This is a genomic window from Lentzea sp. NPDC051213, from assembly GCF_044455585.1.
In the GTDB taxonomy this organism is placed as follows: domain Bacteria; phylum Actinomycetota; class Actinomycetes; order Mycobacteriales; family Pseudonocardiaceae; genus Lentzea.
Genome location: NZ_JBITEX010000005.1, coordinates 1 through 17,445, shown reverse-complemented (window position 1 = coordinate 17,445; position 17,445 = coordinate 1). Strand labels below are relative to the sequence as shown.

Genomic DNA, 17,445 nt, shown 5'->3' with positions numbered 1-17,445 from the left:
CCGCCACCGGCTACGGCGACCGGCCATCGGCTACGGCGACCGGCCATCGGCTACGGCGACCGGCCATCGGCTACGGCGACCGGCCATCGGCTACGGCGACCGGCCACAGCGAGCGAAACAGCGGAGCCCGCACCGCAGTGAGCGGAAGTAGCTGAAGCCGCCACCGCGCCCACCGCGGTGGCGGCCCCATGGGGAGAACGGCAGCGTCAGCGACCGTTCGAGATCGAGGTCATCTCCTCACGCGGCACGACCTTCACCCGGTCGCGCCCCTGCACGGCACCCAGCGCGATCTCGTGCTCGTCGAGCCGTCGCCAGCCCTCGTTGGTCACGAACGGCACGTTGCGCTGCTCCAGGAACTCCACGATCGCGGCAGGCGAGGGCGCCGCCGCGGCGGGAAGTGAAGCGGCGTCTTCCAGCAGGCTGTTGATGGTCTCCAGCGCGTCGCCCTTGGTGTGGCCGATGAGGCCGATCGGGCCGCGCTTGATCCAGCCGGTGGTGTAGACGCCGGGCATGGGCACCTCGTCGAGATCCAGCACGCGGCCGGCGAGGTGCGGGATCGTGCCTGAGACGTGGTCGAACGGGATGTCGGCCAGGTGGGTCGAGAGGTAGCCGACGGCGCGGTACACGGCTTGGACGTCCCAGTCGGTGAACACGCCCGTGCCGCGGACGTTGCCGTCGCCGGTCAGTTCCTGGGTTTCGGTGCGCAGGCCCGTCACGCAGGCGTCTCCGAGCACCTCTACTGGTGCCTCCAGGAAGTGCAGGTGCAGGCGGCGCGGGCGGGAGCCGACGTCGCGGATCGCCCACTCCTGGAGGGTCTTCACGATCATCTCGACCTGCTTGTTGGTCCTGATCGCGGCCATCGAGGCCTCGTCGAACTCGATGCCCTCGGCGTGGACGATCACCTCGACGTTCGGCGAGTGGTCGAGTTCGCGCAGTTCCAGCGGGGTGAACTTCGCCTGGGCCGGGCCGCGGCGGCCGAAGATGTGCACGTCGGTGACCGGGGACGCGGCCAGGCCGGCGTAGACGTTGCCGGGGATCTCGGTGACCAGCAGCTCGTCGGCGGTCTTGGCCAGGATGCGGGCTACGTCGAGTGCCACGTTGCCGACGCCCAGGACGGCGACCGACGTTGCGGTCAGGGGCCAGGTGCGCGGCACGTCGGGGTGGCCGTCGAACCACGACACGAAGTCCGCGGCGCCGTAGCTGCCGGGCAGGTCGATACCGGGGAGGTCGAGCGGGCGGTCGGTCGAGGCACCGGTCGAGAAGATCACGGCGTCGTAGAAGGAACGCAGGTCGTCGAGCTTGATGTCGACGCCGTACTCGACGTTGCCGAAGAAGCGGACGGACGGCTTGTCCAGCACCTTCTGCAACGCGACCACGATGCCCTTGATGCGCGGGTGGTCGGGCGCGACGCCGTAGCGCACCAGGCCGTAGGGCGCTGGCAGCTTCTCGAAGAGGTCGATCTGCACGTCGACGTCGGACTTGGTCAGGATGTCGGCGGCGTAGACGCCGGCCGGTCCAGCGCCGACGACCGCGACGCGCAAGGTGCGACTCATGACACCTATTTTAGGGTAGCCTAACCTCAACTTGGACGAGAGCTAACTCACTCGACGCGACCGACTAGGCTCTGTGCATGCGCGTGCTCGTGGTCGACAACTACGACAGCTTCGTTTACAACCTGGTCCAGTACCTCGCCCAGTTGGGCGCGGAGTGCGTCGTGCGGCGCAACGACGAGGTGGACCTCGATGAGATCGCCAAGGTCGACGGCGTCCTCGTCAGCCCTGGGCCGGGTACACCGGAACGGGCCGGCTCGAGCATCGACGTCATCAAGCAGTGTGCCGACACAGGTAAGCCGGTCTTCGGCGTGTGCCTCGGCCACCAGGCGATCGGCGTGGTGTGGGGCGGCACGGTCGACCGCGCGCCCGAACTGTTGCACGGCAAGACGAGCATCGTCTTCCACGAGGGCCAGGGCGTGCTCGCCGGCGTGCCGAAGCCGTTCATCGCGACGAGGTACCACTCGCTGACGGTGCTGCCCGAGACGGTCCCCGCTGAGTTCGAGGTCACCGGCAAGACCGAGACCGGCATCGTGATGGCCATGCGGCACAAGGAACTTCCGGTCGAGGGTGTGCAGTTCCACCCCGAGTCGGTGCTGACCGACGGCGGCCACCGCATGCTCGCCAACTGGTTGAAGGTCTGCGGGTACGAGGTGCCGGAGGCCACGGTCGCGCAGCTCGAGAACGGCATGCGCACGCTCGCCGCAGCGGCCCGCCAGTAACGAAAAGGGGCGGCTCCCCAACGGGAAGCCGCCCCAGAAACCTCAGTGCGTCAGGTCGTGCCGATCCCGAACTTGCCGACCGTCACCGTGACCGTCGAACCCTTCGTGATCGCCGTGCCCTTCGTCGGCTGCTGCGAGAGCACCTTCTTGTCCTGAGACGGGTTGCCGACCGCCTGCTCCTGGATGTTGAAGTTGCCGTTCCAGCCCGCCGCCTTGAGCTTGGCCTCGGCGTCCTTGTCGGACAGGCCGGTCAGGTCGGGCATCTCGATCTGGTTGCCCTTCGAGACCCGCAGCGTGACCGTCGTGTCCTTGGCCGCCTTGGTGTTGCCGGTCGGCGTCTGCGAGATGACCTGGTTCTGCGGCTTCGCGCTGTCGACCTGCTCGACGTTGACCTTGAAGCCGGAGCCCTCCAGCGTCTGGCGGGCGTCGTTCAGGTCGCTGTTGACCACGTTCGGCACGTTCTGCTTGTCCGGTGCCTTGCCGAGCTGGATGGTGATCGTGCCACCCTTCTTCAGCTTCAGGCCGACCTCGGGGTTCTGCGCCGCGACCTTGTTCTCCAGCTTGGTGTCGTCGACCTCGATGCCCTCGGGGCTCTGCTGCAGCTTGAAGCCGTTCGGATCCTTGTCCAGGAGCGCCTGTGCCTCCTGCGGGGTCTTGCCCTTCAGGTCCGGCACGGTGGCTTCACCGGGAGGCGAGCCGACGAAGATGGTGACGTTCGACCCCTTCGCGACCTGGCTGCCGTCCGGCGGGTCCGTCCTGACGACCTTGGAGATCTGGTCGGACGTGCACGGCGCGGCCTGGCCGTTCGCGCCAGGCTCGCAGGCGAGCAGCTCCTGAACGGGGGTCAGGCCGGCCTTCGTCACCCTTTCCTTGGCGCTCAACGGGTCCAGGCCGACGATCGACGGCACGGTGGCCTTCTCGGACCCCTCGGAGCCCGTGTTCATCACGTTCTTGGTGATCCACGCGGCGAGGCCGAGCACGGCGATGCACAGGATGACCACCAGCGTGATCATGATGGCCTTCTTGCGCTTGGCGCGCCGCTCCTCTTCCTCCTCGGCGGCCGGGTCGTAGTCGTCCTCCGGCTCCGACTTCAACGCCGCCGGGCGGTGCCGGCCCCCACCGGACATCACCTGCGTGCGCGGGGCGCGCGACTGCTCGTTCATCACGGCGGTCCGGTCCTCGGCCGTCATCACGGCCGGCGCGGACGGACGCTGACCCGAGAGCACGCGCACCAGGTCCGCGCGCATCTCCGCGGCGGACTGGTAGCGGTTGGCCGGGCCCTTCGCCATGGCCTTCAGCACGATCGCGTCGAGCTGCGGCGAGACCTTCGGGTTCAGCGCCGACGGGGACTTCGGGTCTTCCCGCACGTGCTGGTACGCGACCGCGACGGGGGAGTCACCGGTGAACGGCGGCTCGCCGGTCAGCAGCTCGAACAGCACGCAGCCGGCCGCGTAGACGTCGGAACGGCCGTCGACGGACTCGCCGCGCGCCTGCTCCGGTGACAGGTACTGGGCGGTGCCGATCACCGCGGCGGTCTGGGTGACCGCGGCCTGCCCGTCGTGCACGGCACGCGCGATGCCGAAGTCCATCACCTTCACGGCGCCGGACTTCGTGATCATCACGTTCGCCGGCTTCACGTCGCGGTGGACGATGCCGTGCCGGTGGCTGAAGTCGAGTGCGGCCGAGACGTCGGCCATGACCTCCATCGCGCGCTTGCCCGACAGCGGGCCCTGCGTCTTCACGATGTCGCGCAGCGTTCGCCCGTCGACGAACTCCATCACGATGTACGGCAGCGGGCCGTACTCGGTCTGCGTCTCGCCGGTGTCGTAGACGGCGACGATCGCCGGGTGGTTCAGAGCAGCGGAGTTCTGCGCCTCGCGGCGGAAGCGTTCCTGGAACTGAGCGTCGCGGGCCAGGTCGGCGCGCAGCACCTTGATCGCCACGTCTCTGCCGAGGCGGACGTCCCGCCCCTTGTGGACCTCGGACATACCGCCGTATCCGAGGGTCTCACCCAGTTCGTAGCGGTTGGAGAGCAGTCGCGGAGTGCTCATCGGTGCTTCGTCCCGCTCCTCGTCGACAGTGTTCCCAACTCGGTTCTGGTCTTGCTCATGGCGCGCACGTCACCTTCACCTGCGAGCCAGCCGCAACCACGCCCGTTGGCGTGATGGCGGTGACCCGGCACTTCTTCAGGTCGCCAGGCGAGGTTCCCTGCGGGCTTTGCACCCTGGGCTCCAAGCCGTGGTCGGTCAGCTCTGCCCTGACCTCGTCGCCGGACCGACCGATGTAGTCGTCCTCGTCGAGTTGCTTCGGCGGATTACCCGGTATCCGGTCGGCGGAGTCGGGCTTCGCCTGTCCGTTCGGGTTCGCCGAGCTGGAGGTGGTCTGCTGGCCACCTTGCCCGTTGCCCTCGTTCGGCTTCACGGTCAACTTCCACAGGACGACCACGCCGAGCACCAACAGCACGGCCACCAGGAGAGCGACCATAACCCAGACCACATGCCGGTTTCTCCCGGGTGGTGCAGGCATGGGCGCGAAGGTGCCGGTCTGGTGCGGCGGTGGCATTGCCGGTGGCATCGCCGGATGGGTGCCGGGACGCCCCGGTCCAGTCGGGTGGTGCGCCATCGGCGGTGGAATCGGCAGTGGTTGTGAGACCTGCGGAGGCGGCGGAGGCAGCGGCACCTGGGGCGGTACCTGCGGCATCGTGAACCCGGACGGCGTCGGCAGTGGCTGGCCGATCCGCACCGCGCCCACCGCGGCGGCGAACTCGCCACCGGTCCGGTAGCGCTGCCGCGGATCCTTGACCAGCGTCGCCTCGATCAACGCCCGCGCGCCCGGTGGCACGTCCGGCGGCAACGGCGGCGCGATGTCGCGAATGTGCATCATCGCGACGGTCACGGCGTTGTCCGACAGGAACGGGCGGTGCCCGGCCAGGCATTCGTAGCCACACACTGCCAACGAGTAAACGTCGCTCGCCGGTTCGGCCTCGCCGCCGAGCGCCTGCTCGGGAGCGATGTAGTGCGCGGTCCCCATGACCATGCCGGACCGCGTCACGGGTGCCGCGTCCACGGCCTTCGCGATGCCGAAGTCGGTGATCTTCACCTTGCCCGACGGCGTGACCATGATGTTGCCCGGCTTCACATCCCGGTGCACGAGCCCGCGTTCGTGGGCCGCCTGCAGGGCGTTGCCGGTCTGCTCCAGCAGATCCATCGTCACCTCGGCGGTCAGCCTGCCCCGCGAGATGATCGTTGCCAGCGGTTCGCCCTCGACGAGTTCCATCACGAGGTACGCGGTGTCCTCCGGTCCGTCGGCGACGGACGCGGTCTCGCCGTAGTCGTGCACCGACGCGATGCCGGGGTGGTTGAGCGACGCGGTCATCCGCGCCTCGACGCGGAAGCGGTGCAGGAACTCGGGATCGCCGGAGAGCTCCGCCTTGAGCACCTTCACGGCCACCCGGCGGTCGAGCCTCTGGTCGGCGCCTTCCCAGACCTCGCCCATGCCACCGACCGCGATCCGCCTGGTGAGGCGGTAGCGGTCGGCGAGGAGCTGGCCCGTGGTCAGCATCAGCGACCCGCCAGATACGCGTTCATCACGGCGCGCCCGATCGGGGCGGCGACCTTGCCGCCGGTCGCGCCCAGACCGCGGTCGCCACCGTCCTCCACGATCACGGCGATCGCGATCTCCGGCTTCTGCGCCGGCGCGAAGGCGATGTACCAGGCGTGCGGCTTGTTCTGCGCGACGTTCTCGCCGTGCTCGGCGGTACCGGTCTTCGACGCCACCTGGACGTTCGACAGACGACCCTCGCCGCCGGTGTTGATCTCCGACTGGATCATCATGTCGCGCAGCACGTTCGCGTTCGCCGTGGTCATGGCGGTGTCGAGCTGGTCGGGGTCGGTCTCGTCGATCGACTTGAGGTCAGGACCCAGCACCTTCGACACCAGGTACGGCTGCATCCGCTTGCCGCCGTTGGCGATCGTCGCCGCGACCATCGCGTTCTGCAGCGGCGTCACGCGCACGTCGCGCTGGCCGATGCCGCTCTGGTAGAGCGCGGCCTCGTCCTGGATCGCGCCGAGAGACGACGTCTCGACCGCCAGCGGCACCTTGAGGTCGTTGTCGTTGAAGCCGAACTTGTCCGACTGCGCCGTCAGCTTGGACTTGCCGACCTGCGCCGCCATCTCGCCGAACGCGGTGTTGCACGACTTGGCGAGGGCGGTCTCCATCGACACCGTCTCACCGGGGCCGCAGGGCTGGCCGTTGAAGTTCGGGAAAGGCGCGTTCGACGTGCCGGGCAGGTTGATCGTGCCCTTGGCCGTGTACTGCGCGTCCTTGTTCTTGCCGTCGGCGAGCGCCGCGGCCGCGACGACCACCTTGTACGTCGAGCCGGGCGGGTAGAGGCCCTGCGTCGCGCGGTTGATCAGCGGGTTGCCGTTGTCCTTGGCGGTGAGTTCCTTCCACGCCGCCTGCTGCTCCTCCGGGTCGTGGCTCGCGAGGCGGTTCGGGTCGTAGGACGGCGTGCTCACCATCGCGAGGATCTCGCCGGTGTCCGGCTTCATCGCGACGACCGAGCCGGTGAAGCCCTTCGCGGTCAGCTGGTCGAACGCGACCTGCTGCACCTTCGCGTCGAGCGTGAGCTGCACGTTGCCGCCGACCGGGTCGCGACCGGTGATCAGCGCGGAGACGCGGCGCGCGAACAGCCGGTCGTCAGAGCCGTTCAGCAGGTCGTTCTCCGCGCGCTCCATGCCCGACGTGCCGTAGGTGACCGACAGGTACCCGGTCACCTGGGCGAAGGCCGGACCGTTGTTGTAGACGCGCAGGTACCGGAGACGGTCCTCCGTCTCCTTGACGTCCGCGATCACGGTGCCGTCGGCGATCGTGATCAGACCGCGCTTGCGGGCGTACTCGTCGAGCAGCACGCGGCGGTTGTACGGGTTCTTGCGCCACTCATCGGCGTTGATCACCTGGACCCAGGTCGCGTTGCCCAGGAGCAGGACGATCATCACCATCATGGCCATGCCGACGCGGCGGAGCGGTGTGTTCATTTGGGACGCTCCACCATCACAGTGTGCTGGTCGGCGATAGCCGGTTGTTGCGGTTTCGGCTTGGGAGTCCTCTGCGGGGCCCTCGCCGCGGCAGAAATTCGCAGTAGCAACGCGATCAGGATGTAGTTCGCGAGCAGCGACGAACCGCCGTAGGACAGGAACGGCGCGGTGATACCCGTCATCGGGATCAGGTTCGTGACACCGCCGACGATGATGAACACCTGGAAGCAGAGCGCGAACGCCAGACCGCCGCCGAGCAGCTTGCCGAAGCTGTCGCGCACCGAGATGGCGCCGCGCAGGCCGCGCAGCGCGATGACCATGTAGATCAGCAGCACCGCGGCGAGGCCGACGAACCCGAGCTCCTCGCCGATCACGGCGGCGATGAAGTCGGTGTTCCGCTCGGGGATCATCTCCGGGCGGCCGGCGCCGAGGCCCGCGCCACCGATGCCGCCGGTCGCGAGAGCGAACAGCGACTGCGAGATCTGGTAACCGCCACCGGGGACGTCGTAGCGGCTGACCGGGTCCTGCCAGTTCGCGACGCGCTGCTGGACGTGGTTGAAGAGCTTCCACGCGACGATCGCGCCACCGGAGAACAGGCCGAGACCGAGCACGACCCACGCCGCGCGTTCGGTGGCGACGTAGAGCAGCACCAGCACGATGCCGAAGAACAGCAGCGAGGAGCCGAGGTCCTTCTGCAGCACCATGACCGCGACCGTGACACCCCAGGCCGCGAACAGCGGGCCGAGGTCACGCGCGCGCGGCAGGTCCATGCCGAGGAACCGGCGGCCGGCGACGGTGAAGAGGTCGCGCTTCGACACGAGGAACGCCGCGAAGAAGACCATCAGCAGGACCTTCGCGAACTCACCTGGCTGAATGGACAGCGGGCCGATGCGCAGCCAGATCTTCGCGCCGTTGATCTCCGGTGCGATGAAGCCCGGCAGCACACCGGGCAGCATCAGCGCGACCAGTCCGACGAGGCCGAACGTGTAGCCGAACCGCGCGAGCGTGCGGTGGTCAGAGAGGAACTTCAGCGTGGCCGCGAACAGCACCAACCCGATGCCGGTCCAGATGACCTGCTTGAACGCGACCGGGTCCCACGTGGAACCGTCGTCGAAGGGCACGCCTTCCATGGCGAGGTCGATCCGGTGGATCACCACCAGGCCGAGGCCGTTGAGCAGCGCGACGCACGGCAGGATCGCCGGGTCGGCGTAGGGCGCCCACCTGCGCACGGCGAGGTGGGCACAGGCGAACAGGCCGAGGTACGCGAGACCGAGGTAGAGAATCCTCAGGCTGAGCGACCGTTCCTGGTTCAGTTCGACCAGGATCAGTGCCAGCGTCACGAGACCCGCGGCGAACGACAGCATCACCAGCTCGGTGCCGCGCCGCGTCGGCGGCCGCAGTCCCGGCGACGTGCTGGTCGCCACGGACGCGACTGGTGAGCCTTCCCCGACGGGAACGGGCGAGCCCATCAACTACGGACCCTCCCGGCATTCCACACCCGGCTTTTGCTGGGAGGGGGTGAGCGAAGGCTCGTTGGTGCCGCTGTCCGGCGGCGGCGTGGTCGCCGAACCGTTCGCGGGCGGCGTCGGCGTCGTGGAGGTGCTCGACGTCGACGAGGTGTCCTTGCACAACGGCAGCATGTGCTCCGTGCGCAGCAACCTGACCGCGGCGCGCGCGCCGTCCAGGCCGTTGTCGCTCCTGATGCCCGCGGTGATGGTCTTGCGACCGGCTTCCTGCAGGTCCTTCAGCGAGATCGGGGTGCAGCCCGTCGAACCGGGCGGGCACGAGTCCTCGATCTTCGACGACAGCTTGAAACCGAGCACGGTGCCGTTGAGACCGCGGAAGATCGCGACCTGGCCGTCCTCGGTGGAGCCGACGTAGAACTGGGTGTTGAGCCACAGCTTGCCGCCGACCGCCAGCGCACCGGTGAGCAGGACCAGCAGGAAGATGATCAGGAACGCCTTGATGGCGGTCCGCTTCTTGCGCTTGGGGTCCATCGGCGGTGGCGGCGGTGCTTCGACGCGCTGCGGCATCGGCGGGCGCTGCTGCGTGATCGCGCTCGCCCGCGAGGCCGCGGAGTCCGGCGGAGGCGTGTGGTCCTCGCTGCCGTCACCTGCCGCGCCACCGACGATCGGGTAGTCGTCGCCGAAGTCGACGTCCTCGACGTCCGCCACGATCACCGTGACGTTGTCGGGGCCGCCGCCCTTGAGCGCGAGCTCGATCATGCGGTCCGCGCAGGCCTGCGGGTCCGGGATCCGGATCGCCTCGTCCAGGGTCTCCTGGGTGACGACACCGGACAGACCGTCCGAGCAGAGCAGGAACCGGTCGCCGGACCGCGCCTCGCGCACCGTGAGGCTGGGCTCGAAGTCGTGGCCGGTGAGTGCACGCAGCAGCAGTGAGCGCTGCGGGTGCGTCGCGGCCTCGTCCGGCGTGATCCGCCCCTCGTCGATCAACGACTGGACGAACGTGTCGTCGTGCGTGATCTGCGCGAACATGCCCTCGCGCAACAGGTACGCGCGGGAGTCGCCGATGTGCACGAGTCCGAGCCGGTTGCCCGCGAACAGGATGGCCGTGAGCGTGGTGCCCATGCCTTCCAGGTCCGGGTCGCTCGTCACGAGCTCGGAGATGGCGCCGTTGCCACTCGCGACCGCGTCGCGGAGCTTGCCGAGGAGGTCGTCGCCGGGCTCGTCGTCGTCGACGTGGGCCAGCGAGGCGATGACCACCTTGCTCGCGACTTCACCGGCGGCGTGGCCACCCATGCCGTCGGCTACTGCGAGCAGGCGGGGGCCCGCGTACACGGAGTCCTGGTTGTTGGCACGAACCAGGCCCCTGTCGCTGCGGGCCGCGTATCGAAGAACCAAGGTCATGAGCGCAGCTCGATCACCGTTTTGCCAATGCGGATCGGGGTGCCGAGAGGTACGCGCAGGGGTGCGGTGACCTTGGCTCGGTCTAGGTAGGTGCCGTTCGTGGAGCCGAGGTCTTCCACGTACCAGTCGGTGCCGCGCATGGACAGCCTCGCGTGCCTGGTCGACGCGAAGTCGTCGTCCAGGACGAGAGTGGAGTCGTCAGCACGGCCGATCAGGATCGGCCTGCCGTCGAGCGAGATGCGGGTGCCGGTCAGCGCCCCGTGGGTGACCACGAGCTGACGCGGCGCCTTGCTTCCCCTCGCCGACTTCTCAGACCTCCGGAATCCGGGCAGTCCTGACGCCCGAAGTCCCGAGGCAGCATAAAGATCAGAGCGGACCACACGTAGGGCGGCCAGCACGAACAGCCAGAGGAGCACGAGAAAGCCCGCTCTGGTCAGCTGCATCACCAGCTCTGGCACCGGTTGTAACCGCTCCTGCCTTGAGTTGCTTACCGACGCCCGTATCGACCTCAGCCCGCGGTGCGGAAGACCAGTGACGAGTGGCCGATGCGGACGACGTCGCCCTCCGCGAGCTGCCAAGTCTGCACTGGCGTGCCGTTCACCGTGGTTCCGTTCGTCGAACCGAGATCAGCGAGCATCGCATTCTGCCCGTCCCACGAAATTTCCAGGTGGCGCCTGGAGACTCCGGTGTCCGGGAGGCGGAAGTCAGCTTCCTGCCCACGACCTACGACGTTTCCACCCTGCTTGAGGTTGTACGTGCGGTTGGAACCGTCGTCGAGATGCAATGTCGCGTTGAGCTGGCGGTTGGCGCCCTGAGTGGCCGGCGGGGCGTATCCGCCCTGGTTGTAGCCCTGGTCGTAGCCGCCTTGCTGGCCGTAACCCTGCTGCTGGCCGTAACCCTGGTCATAGCCGGCCTGCTGTTGGCCGGCGCCGTAACCCTGGTCGTAGCCGCCGCCTTGCTGCTGGCCGTAACCCTGGTCGTAGCCCTGCTGGCCGTAGCCCTGCTGCTGGCCGCCGCCGTAGCCCTGGTCGTAACCAGGCTGCGCCTGGCCACCGCCATAGCCCTGGTCGTAGCCCTGCTGCTGCTGGCCGCCGGCGTAACCCTGGTCGTAGCCGCCGCCTTGCTGCTGGCCGTAACCCTGGTCGTAGCCCTGCTGGCCGTAGCCCTGCTGGCCGTAACCCTGGTCGTAGCCGGCCGCGCCCGCAGCGCCTTGCTGCTGCTGGTCGTAGCCCTGTTGGCCGTAGCCCTGTTGCTGGCCGTACCCCTGGTCGTAGCCGCCCTGCTGACCATAAGGGTCCTGGCCGGGCTGGCCCTGTCCTTGTCCGTAGCCGGGTGGCTGGCTCATGGATCGGTCTCCTGCGGTGCGAGGTGGTGCTGACCGTCGGCTGGCCGCTTTCACGTCGGGGTCGACGGACGAGCTGGTTCGGAACTGTCCGGTGTGCAGCGCCTCGGAGCGCTCCAGGGAGACTACGACGTCACCATAGGTATCCCATCCGGACTCGGCCAGATGCTCTCGCAGGCCCTCTGCGAGAAGCTGGGTGATGCGTAGTTCATCCTGCTCATCGCCCGCAAGACGCTCGTGGTCCTGGGCTCCGAGCAACACGGTGTAGTGGTTGGGGGCTAGCAGTCTGCCACCCGCGAGTTCGCGGATGTTGCTGTCACCCTCCCGTTGCAGCGCGGTTGCCACCTCTTGGGGCACAACGTTGCCGCCGAACACGCGCGCGAAGGTGTTGCCGACCAGACCTTCCAGCTTGCGCTCGAAGCGTTGCAGGCCCACGTCAACTCCTTCCGCTCGGACGGGCTCCTGTACCGATCGTATCCGGGTACGACCAGCCCTACATGGGCGATTAGGAACCCGTTCTGATCGCGTGCTAGTGTTCCAAACGTCTCCAGGGGCAAGTGGCGGAATGGCAGACGCGCACGGTTCAGGTCCGTGTGTCCGAAAGGACGTGGGGGTTCAACTCCCCCCTTGCCCATAGAACAGACGGAAAGAACCCCCCTCGCGGAATCGTGAGGGGGGTTCTTTCGTTGATCGGCAGTATCGGATTCCTTGATCCAACAGGTGATGTCTGTCACTCGTTCGGGGGTCGGCATGTGGGCGATAGCGGCGGCGGATTTCGGTGCGGAGCTCGAACTCGTCGAGCTTCCCGAGCCTGAACCGGGCCCGAACGAGCTCAAGGTCCGGTTGTTCGCGGCGAGCGTGAACCCGTTCGACCGCAAAGTCGTCGGCGGGATGCTCCGGGGTTCCGCAGAGCACGTGTTCCCGTTGGTTCCGGGAACTGACGGGGCCGGTGAGGTCGTCGGTTCCGGAGAGAGGATTTTCGGCACCTTCTTCCACCGTCCTGTCGGCATCGGCACATACGCCGAGTTCGTCACAGTTCCGGCCGGGAACGCGTTGGCGCCGTTGCCGGAAGACCTCGATCCCGCCGTTGCCGCCGCATTGCCGACCGCCGGCATGACGGCGCTGCAGTTGGTCGAGTCGCTCGGTGACGCGGAATCCGTGCTGATCGTCGGGCCGAACGGCGGGGTGGGCTCGTTCGCCGTCCAGATCGCCCGTGCGGCGGGCAAACGGGTCATCCCGATCGGCCGGGGCGACTCCCTCGTCGAGGCCGACGCGCTCATCGACCTCGTGAGCGCCGACCGTTCGTCGTTCGAGGCGAACGCGCGCTTCGCGCCGTTGGCCTTCAACACCAACTACGTCTCCAGCGATTCGGCGCAGAACTTCGGCATGACGGGGTCGCGGGAAACACTTGTGCGGCTCGCGTCGATGGTGCAGGCAGGAGACCTGGAGGTCCCGATCTCCCGGCGCGTCCCGTTGCGCGCTGCGGCCGACGTTTTCGCAGGTCACGGGCCTGGGAAAACCGTGATCATCATGTAGGTGGTCGTTCTGGCGCGGTGAACGGTCGACGGACGGTGACCGGCGTCGCTGACCGGCATTTTGCCCTCACGCCTGACGGACCCACTCTGAGCAGCCTTTATGGTGCGTCCATCCGGATTAATGTCACCCAGACGGCAGCACCGTTGGACCGAACTCCAGGGGCCGCTCTTCGACCGGTCACCGACCGGTCTGCGCCGTCGATCGCAGGGGGTGCGGCGACCTGGGGGCGGGCCGCGCGCTTGCTGCTAATTCTTATCCAGAGCACGAGTCGAAACGCGGCGGATCTCCCGCCGCGGGTGACGAGGAGGCACTGGCGTGAGCAGCACCCCAGCAAGGATCGCGGCACTCGACAGCTCAAACGGACTGTCGACGACCGCGGTCCCGGTCCCGGAACTGCCCGCGTCCGTCGAGGAGTTGGCAGCCGCTGCGGCGATCCGCCTCGGCTGGCACGGCGTGGTTCTCCCCGAGATGGTTCTGATGGGCCGCAAGGTCGTCGTCGTGGCCGAGCTCATGGCCGATGCTCACGCCGAGCGCGTGTGCGTGGGTGCGGGCCCTGAGGCCGACAAGACCACTGTTTCCACCTGGGTGTGGCCGGAGATGGAAGGCCGCGTCCCGCCGGCCGCCGTCCGCATCGTCGGCGTCCTGGCCGTGGCCCGCCACTGGCGCACCGCCCTCGCGTCCGCCGTCCCCTTCGCCCGCTACGGCAACGCCGCGGTCGTCCTCCCGGACTCGGTCGCGTTCACCAACGACTACCTGACGAACTGCCTGCCGCGCGTGCGTCGCTACGGCGTCTCCGTTCTGCTCGCCGACGACGAGAAGGACCTGTCGGTGGACGTCACCGGCCGCCAGGAGACCGTGCCCGCCGAGGACACCGCCATCACCCGCTGGGTCAACGAGCTGGTCTACGAGCAGGTGCTCGCCACCGCTTCCTGATCTACGGTCGGGGGATGCGAGTAGTCATCGCCGGCGGACACGGGCAGATCGCGCTGCTTCTCGAGCAGCTGCTGACCACCCGTGGAGACGCGGCAACAGCGTTGGTTCGCAATCCCGACCACTTCACCGATGTGCGAGAAGCCGGAGCCGTTCCGGTGTTGTGCGACCTGGAGTCGGAGACAGTCGACTCGGTCGCCGCGTATTTGAACGGCGCTGATGCCGCGGTCTTCGCGGCCGGCGCCGGGGCCGCCTCAGGGGTCGCCCGCAAGGACACCGTGGACTACGGGGCCGCCGCCCTGTTCGCTTCGGCCGCTGCCGCGGCGGGGGTGCGGCGGTTCCTCCAGGTCTCCACGGTGGGCATCGAGGTCGCCGACTCGCCTTCCGTCGATCCGGAGTTCGCGATCTACCTCAAGGCCAAGCGGCTGGCCGAGGAAGACCTGAAGCCGCGCGACCTGGACTGGACGATCCTGCGTCCGGGGCCGTTGGTGAACGATGCGCCGACCGGCCTGGTGACCTTGGCCGAGCCTCAGTTGCCGCGGGCGTCGGTGACGCGCGCGGACGTGGCCGCGGTTCTGGCCGAGCTGTTGAACGCCCCGGCGACGATCGGCAAGACGCTGGAGCTGACGAACGGCGAGACGCCGGTCGCCGAGGCGGTCAAAGCCGTTCTCTAACCGAGCACCCGGTCCAGGTAGGCGTTGCTGAACGTCCTGCCTGGATCGACCTCGTCCCGCACCCGCAGGAAGTCGTCGAAGTGCGGGTACAGCGGGCGGAGCTCGGTCGCCGTCAGGTCGTGCATCTTGCCCCAGTGCGGACGCCCGCCGACGGACGCGGCGATGCTCGCGTAGGCGTCGAAGAAAGCCTTGTACGGCATGCCGAGTGCTTGGTGCATCGAGATGTACGCGGTGTCGCGGCCGCTGGCCGTGGACAGCCAGATGTCGTCGGCCTGCGCGATCCGCACCTCGCACGGCACGATCAACGCGTCCCGGTCGCCCAGCTTGTTCGCGACCGCTCGCAGTTCGCCGATCACGTCCATCAACGTCTCGCGCGGGATCGAGAACTCCGTCTCCACGAACCGCACGCGCCGGGGCGTCACGAAGACGTTGTGCGAGTAGTCCGAGTACGACCGCTCGGAGATCAGCGAGCCGCAGATCTCGTTGAGCTTCCTGGTGTAGCGCGGGAACGTCTTGGCCACCTTGCACACCGCGCCGAACGCGGCGTTCTCCATGACCTCGTACTCCCAGACCTGGCGCAGGCGCGAGAGCGGCTCGGCAGGCTCCGGAATCCGGTTGTTGCGCTTGAGGATCACCCGGTCGGAGTGCGTGAACCAGTGGAACTCGACGTGGTCCTCGACCGCGCACAGGTCGTCGAACCGCTCCAGCACCGCGTCCAGCCGGCCAGGGGACTCCGAGGCACGAAGCACGAACGACGGCACGCACTGCAGCGTGATCGTGCTGATGATGCCCAGCGCACCGAGCCCGACGCGGGCGGCGTTGAACAGGTCCGGTCGCTCCGAGCGTGAGCACGAGACGACAGACCCGTCGGCCAGCACCAGTTCCAGCGCCGCGATGGACGTGGCCAGCACGCCGAGCTTCGCGCCCGTGCCGTGAGTCGACGTCGACACCGCGCCGGCGACGGTCTGCGCATCGATGTCACCGAGGTTCGGCATCGCCAGCCCGAGCCGGTGCAGATCGGCGTTCAGCGCGGAGAGCGGTGTGCCGGAACGGACCGTGACCAGCCCGGTTTCCGCGTCCGCGCGCACGATCCCCGTCCAGCGGTCGAGGTCGAGCGCCACCTCGGGCGCGACCGCGATGTCGTTGAACGAGTGACCGCTGCCCCGCGCACGGACGCGGCCGCCGGACAGGACCGCCGCGGCGATCTCATCCGTGCTCGCCGGGTGGACGACACGCGTCGGCACACATGACGCAGTGCGAGCCCAGTTCGTCCACACGCGAACCTCCACGAGAGTGTGACCTGCGAGCAACGTAGGTGAAAGCTCTTCACGTTTCAAGGGTTCAGGACGTACGGTCAGAGCATGCGCAGAACACGCCTCGACGCCGCGACGAAGGATTTGGATCCTCCGTTCGCGATCGTCGACCTGGATGCCTTCGACCACAACGCGGCGGACCTCGCCCGCCGCGCTGCCGGTCATCCGATCCGGGTCGCGAGCAAGTCGATCCGTGTGCGTGACCTGGTGAGCCGGGCCCTCGACCGGCCCGGCTTCGCCGGAGTGATGTGTTACTCGCTGGCTGAGGCGCTGTGGTTGTCCGAGCAGAACGTGAGCGAGGACCTGCTGGTCGCCTACCCGACCGCAGACCGTGCCTCGCTGCAGAAGCTCGCCGCGAACGAAACCGCACGTCAGCGCGTCACGATCATGGTCGACTCGACCGAGCACCTCGACTTCGTGGACGCGGCGATCGGCCCGCACAGCGACATCAGGGTCTGCCTGGAGCTCGACGTGTCGTGGAAGCCGCTGCCCGGCATCCACATCGGCCCGCGCCGTTCGCCGATCCACACGCCTCTTCAGGCCAGGGTGCTCGCCGGCAAGATCAACCAGCGACGCGGCTTCAAGCTCGTCGCCGTCATGGCGTACGAGGGCCAGATCGCCGGCCTGGGCGACAACCCACCTGGTCAGCCGCTGCGCGCACTGGCCATCCGGGCCATCCAGGGCAAGTCCGGACCGGAGCTGGTCGAACGCAGGACCGCCGTCGTCAACGCGGTCCGGCAGGTCGCTGACCTGGAGTTCGTGAACGGTGGCGGCACCGGCAGCCTGGAGCTGACGCGGTCGGACCCGTCGGTCACCGAGCTCGCGGCGGGCTCTGGCTTGTTCGGGCCGACGCTCTTCGACGGCTACCAGTCGTTCCAGCCGGAACCGGCGGCGCTCTTCGCGCTGTCCGTGGTCCGCAAGCCGACCAAGCGCACGGCGACCCTCTTCGCCGGCGGCTACATCGCGTCCGGCACGCCGACGCCCGACCGCCAGCCGTCGCCGTACCTGCCGGAGGGGCTGAAGACGCTCGGCCTCGAAGGCGCCGGCGAGGTGCAGACGCCGGTCACCGGCAAGGCGGCGGAACACCTGAAGATCGGCGACCGCGTGTGGCTGCGGCACGCCAAGGCGGGCGAGCTGTTCGAGCGGTTCGACGAGGTCCATCTCGTGCACGGTGACCGCATCGAACGCACGGTGCCGACCTACCGCGGTGAGCGCCGCAACTTCGGTTAGTGGCGTGACTCAGAAGGTTGGCGGGTAATTCACGCTCAGCAGGGCGCCTCGCGGCACCGCCCCCACGCCCCCATACGTCCAGTATGAGGACGTGGGGGCGGCACCACGATGCACCCGTCTGACCGCGAATTCCCCGGCAACCTTCTGAGCCACGCCACTAGCTTGAGTTTTAACCGATGGCCGCGGAGTGAGCACCCTAGTTGATCATGAGTGAAGCCCTTGGTTGATCATTCTTCTTGTCTAGG

14 protein-coding genes and 1 tRNA gene are annotated in these 17,445 nt (G+C 68.2%); 6 read left to right on the top strand and 9 right to left on the bottom strand.

Annotation, left to right across the window (positions count from 1 at the left end; translation table 11 throughout):
- Positions 1-206 precede the first annotated feature (206 nt).
- Positions 207-1,553 (bottom strand): FAD-dependent oxidoreductase, encoded by a 1,347-nt coding sequence (locus ACIA8G_RS22360; protein ID WP_396420582.1) that lies wholly within the window; start codon positions 1,551-1,553, stop codon positions 207-209.
- A gap of 77 nt (positions 1,554-1,630) precedes the next feature.
- Here ACIA8G_RS22360 and ACIA8G_RS22355 point away from each other — a divergent pair, with 77 nt between their 5' ends.
- Positions 1,631-2,272: an aminodeoxychorismate/anthranilate synthase component II gene (locus ACIA8G_RS22355; protein WP_396420581.1), complete on the top strand. Its 642-nt coding sequence runs from the start codon at positions 1,631-1,633 to the stop codon at positions 2,270-2,272.
- Between the two features lie 50 nt (positions 2,273-2,322).
- Here ACIA8G_RS22355 and pknB read toward each other — a convergent pair whose 3' ends face one another.
- Genes pknB through ACIA8G_RS22320 form a run of 7 tightly spaced genes read right to left on the bottom strand, consistent with a single transcriptional unit; the run spans position 2,323 to position 11,952 of the window.
- Positions 2,323-4,323, bottom strand: a complete 2,001-nt coding sequence (pknB, locus tag ACIA8G_RS22350; RefSeq protein WP_396420580.1) for a Stk1 family PASTA domain-containing Ser/Thr kinase — start codon at positions 4,321-4,323, stop codon at positions 2,323-2,325.
- 55 nt (positions 4,324-4,378) lie between these two features.
- Positions 4,379-5,833: a serine/threonine-protein kinase gene (locus tag ACIA8G_RS22345; RefSeq protein ID WP_396420579.1), complete on the bottom strand. Its 1,455-nt coding sequence runs from the start codon at positions 5,831-5,833 to the stop codon at positions 4,379-4,381.
- Entirely contained in the window at positions 5,833-7,308 is a 1,476-nt protein-coding gene (locus ACIA8G_RS22340; RefSeq protein WP_396420578.1) for a peptidoglycan D,D-transpeptidase FtsI family protein, read from the bottom strand. The genes ACIA8G_RS22345 and ACIA8G_RS22340 overlap by 1 nt, the downstream gene beginning before the upstream one ends.
- Positions 7,305-8,777 carry an FtsW/RodA/SpoVE family cell cycle protein gene (locus tag ACIA8G_RS22335; protein ID WP_396420577.1) on the bottom strand — a complete coding sequence of 491 codons (1,473 nt, stop codon included), beginning with the start codon at positions 8,775-8,777 and terminating at the stop codon, positions 7,305-7,307. The genes ACIA8G_RS22340 and ACIA8G_RS22335 overlap by 4 nt, the downstream gene beginning before the upstream one ends.
- Before the next feature lie 3 nt (positions 8,778-8,780).
- Positions 8,781-10,175, bottom strand: coding sequence for a PP2C family protein-serine/threonine phosphatase (locus tag ACIA8G_RS22330; protein ID WP_396420576.1), 1,395 nt, complete (start codon positions 10,173-10,175; stop codon positions 8,781-8,783).
- A complete protein-coding gene (locus ACIA8G_RS22325; RefSeq protein WP_030465595.1) occupies positions 10,172-10,633 on the bottom strand; it encodes an FHA domain-containing protein in 462 nt (153 codons plus the stop codon). The genes ACIA8G_RS22330 and ACIA8G_RS22325 overlap by 4 nt, the downstream gene beginning before the upstream one ends.
- A gap of 50 nt (positions 10,634-10,683) precedes the next feature.
- A complete protein-coding gene (locus ACIA8G_RS22320; protein ID WP_396420575.1) occupies positions 10,684-11,952 on the bottom strand; it encodes a DUF3662 and FHA domain-containing protein in 1,269 nt (422 codons plus the stop codon).
- A gap of 116 nt (positions 11,953-12,068) precedes the next feature.
- Here ACIA8G_RS22320 and ACIA8G_RS22315 point away from each other — a divergent pair.
- The 4 genes from ACIA8G_RS22315 to ACIA8G_RS22300 all read left to right on the top strand — a co-directional run bounded on the left by ACIA8G_RS22315 (position 12,069) and on the right by ACIA8G_RS22300 (position 14,657).
- Positions 12,069-12,151 (top strand) — tRNA-Leu (locus ACIA8G_RS22315).
- A gap of 89 nt (positions 12,152-12,240) precedes the next feature.
- The gene (locus tag ACIA8G_RS22310; RefSeq protein ID WP_396420574.1) at positions 12,241-13,053 is read left to right on the top strand and encodes an NADP-dependent oxidoreductase; all 813 of its coding nucleotides are present in this window, start codon (positions 12,241-12,243) and stop codon (positions 13,051-13,053) included.
- Positions 13,054-13,368: 315 nt separating this feature from the next.
- On the top strand, positions 13,369-13,986 hold the full coding sequence (locus ACIA8G_RS22305) for a hypothetical protein (protein ID WP_396420573.1): 618 nt from the start codon (positions 13,369-13,371) through the stop codon (positions 13,984-13,986).
- Between the two features lie 14 nt (positions 13,987-14,000).
- The gene (locus tag ACIA8G_RS22300) at positions 14,001-14,657 is read left to right on the top strand and encodes an NAD(P)H-binding protein (protein ID WP_396420572.1); all 657 of its coding nucleotides are present in this window, start codon (positions 14,001-14,003) and stop codon (positions 14,655-14,657) included.
- Here the strand turns inward: ACIA8G_RS22300 and ACIA8G_RS22295 are convergent.
- Positions 14,654-15,946 carry a D-arabinono-1,4-lactone oxidase gene (locus ACIA8G_RS22295; protein WP_396420571.1) on the bottom strand — a complete coding sequence of 431 codons (1,293 nt, stop codon included), beginning with the start codon at positions 15,944-15,946 and terminating at the stop codon, positions 14,654-14,656. The two genes, ACIA8G_RS22300 and ACIA8G_RS22295, sit on opposite strands and share 4 nt — an antisense overlap.
- A 72-nt stretch (positions 15,947-16,018) precedes the next feature.
- Between ACIA8G_RS22295 and ACIA8G_RS22290 the strand changes: the two genes are divergently transcribed.
- Positions 16,019-17,200, top strand: coding sequence for an amino acid deaminase/aldolase (locus ACIA8G_RS22290; protein ID WP_396420570.1), 1,182 nt, complete (start codon positions 16,019-16,021; stop codon positions 17,198-17,200).
- The last annotated feature ends 245 nt before the right edge of the window (positions 17,201-17,445 follow it).